This is a genomic window from Chamaesiphon sp. VAR_48_metabat_135_sub, assembly GCF_031418915.1.
Lineage (GTDB): Bacteria > Cyanobacteriota > Cyanobacteriia > Cyanobacteriales > Chamaesiphonaceae > Chamaesiphon.
Map to the genome: position 1 here is coordinate 1 of NZ_JANOJV010000189.1, position 4663 is coordinate 4663.

General features: G+C 45.2%; 6 protein-coding genes. 5 read left to right on the forward strand and 1 reads right to left on the reverse strand.

Annotated elements, in window-relative coordinates; genetic code table 11:
• Positions 1–930 (reverse strand): WYL domain-containing protein (locus RMO55_RS13845; protein WP_310427386.1); only part of this gene is annotated, 930 nt, incomplete at its 3' end.
• Between the two features lie 172 nt (positions 931–1102).
• Here RMO55_RS13845 and RMO55_RS13850 point away from each other — a divergent pair.
• The 5 genes from RMO55_RS13850 to RMO55_RS13870 form a co-directional block, all read left to right on the forward strand.
• Positions 1103–1276, forward strand: coding sequence for a hypothetical protein (locus RMO55_RS13850; RefSeq protein ID WP_310427388.1), 174 nt, complete (start codon positions 1103–1105; stop codon positions 1274–1276).
• Between the two features lie 18 nt (positions 1277–1294).
• Positions 1295–3199, forward strand: coding sequence for a GTPase (locus RMO55_RS13855; protein WP_310427390.1), 1905 nt, complete (start codon positions 1295–1297; stop codon positions 3197–3199).
• A gap of 320 nt (positions 3200–3519) precedes the next feature.
• Complete coding sequence (locus RMO55_RS13860; protein ID WP_310427391.1) at positions 3520–3855, forward strand: hypothetical protein; 336 nt, start codon at positions 3520–3522, stop codon at positions 3853–3855.
• A 99-nt stretch (positions 3856–3954) separates the two neighbouring features.
• Positions 3955–4290, forward strand: a complete 336-nt coding sequence (locus RMO55_RS13865; RefSeq protein WP_310427393.1) for a hypothetical protein — start codon at positions 3955–3957, stop codon at positions 4288–4290.
• Positions 4291–4393: 103 nt separating this feature from the next.
• Positions 4394–4663: hypothetical protein (locus RMO55_RS13870; RefSeq protein ID WP_310427394.1), on the forward strand; the 270-nt coding region annotated here is incomplete at its 3' end.

Consider the following 4663-nt stretch of genomic DNA (forward strand, 5'->3'; position numbering starts at 1 on the left):
CTCCTGCGGTTGCAGCACAATCGCACCCCGCCCATAAGAGAGTACCCACCGCTTCAGCTCTTGTAACCCTTTCGCTACAAATTTCAGCGTCATCGCTCCATGCTCATGCTCGATAATTTCCTGACTCGGATGCCAAATTCGTTCGCGGATATAGGGCGCAGTCTTCCCATCGAACCAAATTTCAATTGACTGGAGTTCCCCGCCTACCTCCGCCTGAAAGATATCCTCAAAGTGTTGCTGCGGATCGAAACTAGGATCGCGGATGAAACTTTGGGCTAATACTTCTAGCTTGCGAATTCTGTCCACTCGAAACCACCGAATCGCTTGTCGAGTCTGACAATAACCAATCACATAGGGATTGGTACCGCGATAGATATAGAGCAGATAAGGATCGAAGATTCTTTCGCCCACACTATCTCGACTGGCAGTGTAGTAAGTCATCTGAGTTGAACAACCCTTTTGACAAGCAGTTTCTAGACTCTGCCAAATCTGCGGATCGAGATCGATCTTGGCTCCAGTCCGAAATAGTACTCGATCGCTAGCTACCTGCTGCAAATTCACCCAAGTAGTCTCTGGTAAACGCTCTCCTAGCCGTTGGATTGCCGATCGCAGTTGAATACTATAAGCTGCACCCGCACAACCCTCTAGCATCCGCGCACCTAGTGTTAGAGCGAATAATTCACCTTCACCGAGGGGGATAGTCGGTAGATTCCACTTGAGATCGGTATAGTGCCAACCTTTGGTTTTGGTATACTCGATCGGTGCATGATAGCGATCTCGCAAGAATTCTAGATCGTGTCTAATTGTGCGCTCGGTAACTTCTACTTCCGCCCCTAAACTACTGGCGGTATGTCTGCTCGATAATTGTTGGCGAAATATTTCATCGAGTCGGATCAAGCGTTCGAGCTTAATCGGTGTAGTTGATTTCATAGGTAAGTTAGCTGACTACACTCAGAATACCCAACCAAGTCGGAAAAAACCTTTCCGACATAACCTCGTGCAGATATTTTCGCCGATTAAGTTTTGCGAACAAACAAAAAGCTGATAGCGTCTAGTAAGTACATCTATTTAGCGATCTGGTGGTTTGGGTGAGTCGGTCATTTTGGTACCTCAACCCCAGGATGTAGGGATGGAGATCCAGCGACTATTTCAGCAACCAGATCGACTACAATCGATCGCGTGCAATGGAAGATTACGGATGGGTACGGCTGGTGCAGCAAAACGGATTGCCGCATCTTTAATCGAGACTTTAATATCTACAAAATATCGTTATTGACGATCGCAGGAGCATCAGATGCAATTAAAACCTTGGCAGTGGGCTATTTTAGTATCACCGATCGCGAGTATCGTTATTTTTCTCCTCATTGCTGCTGGAGTCAAAATCCATGAGTGGGGGCTGAACTGGATTTGGGGTGTATTTACCCTGGCGTTTGTGGGATGGCGGTGGTTCTTGGTACGTTGGACGAAATCTTCAATTGGGAAGGGTGCCGATGTTATCGCAGCGGCGAGTCGAGAACTCGAATCAATTACCGCCAATGCTACTCCACTGGCTGGTGATACCGCAGAGCTGGTTACTACAGTATTGCAAAAAGTCATTACCGAATCTCAACTCGATCGACCGATCTGGGAAGATTGGACGACATTTTGGGCGCGGTGTCAGGAATTGATTGTCGCCATTGCCAAGATTTATCATCCTGAAGTTAAATATCCGCTACTGAATATCTATGTTACCCAAGCATATGGCTTGATTCGGGGTACCACGGATGATATGGATGAGTGGATGCAGAAACTAGCACCAGCACTCGATCGAGTCACGATCGCCCAGACCTATGAAGCCTATGAGACGTACCAAAAATTAGCACCTTCAGCCCAGAAACTCCTGAAGGTCTGGAATTGGGCGCAATGGATGATTAATCCGGTTAAGGCGATCGCCAGAACTGCCACCAAGGAGGCTGCTAGCGTTGCCGATCGACAGTTGTTGGTCAATTTAGGTCAATTAACTCGCGAAGCTGCCTTGACGAATCTTTGTCGTCAGGCTGTGACTTTATATAGTGGCAACATCCAACCCTTACCGACGACTGTTGCGAAAATCTCACCAGCAGCGAATACTCAGACTCTCCGAGATATCCTGACTTTTGCCGAACCGCCAGATAAAATCGAGCAAAAACCGATCGATATTTTGCTAGTAGGGCGCACGGGTGCGGGTAAAAGCAGTTTGATTAATACGTTATTTCAGACAGAATTAGCCGTCGTGGATGTTTTACCGAGTACTGACAAAATTCAGAATTATCAATGGCAAATTCCCAGTGGTGAAAGTCTGACACTGTGGGATAGCCCAGGTTACGAGCAAGCCAAGCGGGAGGATTTACGATCGCAAGTACTGAAATATGCAGCGACTGCGGATTTACTCTTATTAGTCACACCAGCACTAGATCCAGCATTGCAGATGGATCTGGACTTTTTGCAAGAGTTAAAGCAGACAGTTTCAGATTTACCGATCGTCACGATCTTAACTCAGGTCGATCGCGTCCGTCCATTGCGAGAATGGACACCGCCCTACGATTGGCAATACGGCACGCGCCCAAAGGAAGTCGCCATTCGGGAAGCTACGGCTTATCGAAATGAATTCTTTGCGGAGTACTGCGATTTAGTTTTACCCCTAGTGAATGCCGATCCTCGCATCGACAGACAGGCGTGGGGGATGGATACATTATCATTGGCTTTGCTGCAATCGATCGAACCGAGCAAGCAAATTCGCCTCGCCCGCTTTTTACGCAACCTCGATGCCAGAATTATCGCCGCTGCGCAAATTATCGATCGATATAGTCTCCAAATGACCACGACTCAGGGACTTACCCAACTTCTCAAAAGTCCAGTCCTAGAATTTATCTCCACCGTCACCACTGGTACGCCTGCGCTGGCTCAATTACTTACCACCCAAATTCCCGTGGAACAGTTACCCGTCGTCATCGGTAAATTGCAAATGGCGTATGACTTGCATTCCCTCTTAAATACCCACCAGACTAAATCGATCAGCTTCGATCTCTTGTCCATGTGGTCATTATTACTAGATAATTCTGCCGCTCCAAATAAAAATGCCTATGCTTTCGGTCATGCACTGGTAGAATATTGGACGCAATCTTTGAGCATCGAGCAACTTCAGTCCAGGTTTAGCCACTATTTACAGATCGATCCTTAATTTACTCGATCTCGATCGGCTCGACTCATCCCAATTTTAAATTAATAATCGGGATATAATTCTTGCTGTGTATACATTTCGATCGATCCGCAAAAAAAGATCGACATAATTCGGGAACATTTCAGGAAAGTGGTCACAACGATCTGTAGATAATAGTACGAACGCAAAAGACACAAACGACAAAAACCGTTAACCGCATTAAACCCGCAGATTGAAATCTAAATTAAATCTCGAACTTTTACGGAATTAACTAAAAATATTTGTAGTCTTCAGTATACGTAAGTCAATAATTAACTAATTAAGTACAGGAACATCTAATCATGAACTTCAAATCTATCCTCGTTGTCGGTTTAAGCATCGCTACACTCGGTTTATCCCTCCCCGCTCATGCTGGCGAAACAGAAGTAGAGACAGGTGCTGGTGCTGGTAGTACAGGGACTGTCATTGACAACCAACAAGGTGCTGTGACTAATGGTAGTGGTAACACCACCAACCAACTAATCAAAAATACAGTTAAAAACAAGAAAAAAGGTCTTGGTGGTGGCGATACTGGAACTTCTTTGACTAACGGTCAGATGTCCGATACGACTGGTTATGGCAACACTACTAACCAAGTTATCAAAAATAAAGTTCTCAACAAGCAAAAATCCCACTAAACAGTTGCTGGCGGTTGTCGGCGCCACCATTGATAACCGCTGCTGTTTTCACTCATTGCCAAGATTTTAGTCAACTTACTTAAATAGGAATATACGATCGTGAACTTTAAATCTATCCTCGTTGTTGGTTTAAGCATCGCTACACTCGGTTTATCTCTCCCCGCTCATGCTGGCGAAACAGAAGTAGAGACAGGTGCTGGTGCTGGTAGTACAGGGACTGTCATTGACAATCAACAAGGTTCTTCCATCTATGGTAACGGTAACACCACCAACCAAAAGATCAAAAATGTAGTTAAAAACAAGCAAAAAGGTCTTGGTGGTGGCGACACGGGAACTTCACTGACTAACGGTCAGGGTTCTGAGGTTGTTGGTGACGGTAACAAAACCAACCAAGTTATCAAAAATAAAGTTCTCAACAAGCAAAAATCTCACTAAACAGTTGCTGGCGGTTGTCGGCTCCATCATTGACAACCGCTACTGTTTGCAATCATTGCCAAGATTTTAATCAACTAACTTACTTAAATAGGAATATCCAGTCATGAACTTCAAATCTATCCTCGTTGTCGGTTTAAGCATCGCTACACTCGGTTTATCTCTCCCCGCTCATGCTGGTGATACCAGCACTGTAATTGACAACCAACAAGGTTCTGCTGTCTATGGTAACGGCAACACCACCAACCAAAAGATCAAAAATACAGTTAAAAACAAGCAAAAAGGTTATGGCGGTGGCGATACTGGTACTTCCCTAACTAACGGTCAAGGTTCTGAGGTTTATGGTAATGGTAACCTCACCAACCAAAAGATCAAA

Bases quoted from the DNA above. Each gene is read 5' to 3' on its own strand.
- RMO55_RS13855 (WP_310427390.1), top strand. From the start codon at position 1,295: ATGCAATTAAAACCTTGGCAGTGGGCTATTTTAGTATCACCGATCGCG.
- RMO55_RS13860 (WP_310427391.1), top strand. From the start codon at position 3,520: ATGAACTTCAAATCTATCCTCGTTGTCGGTTTAAGCATCGCTACACTC.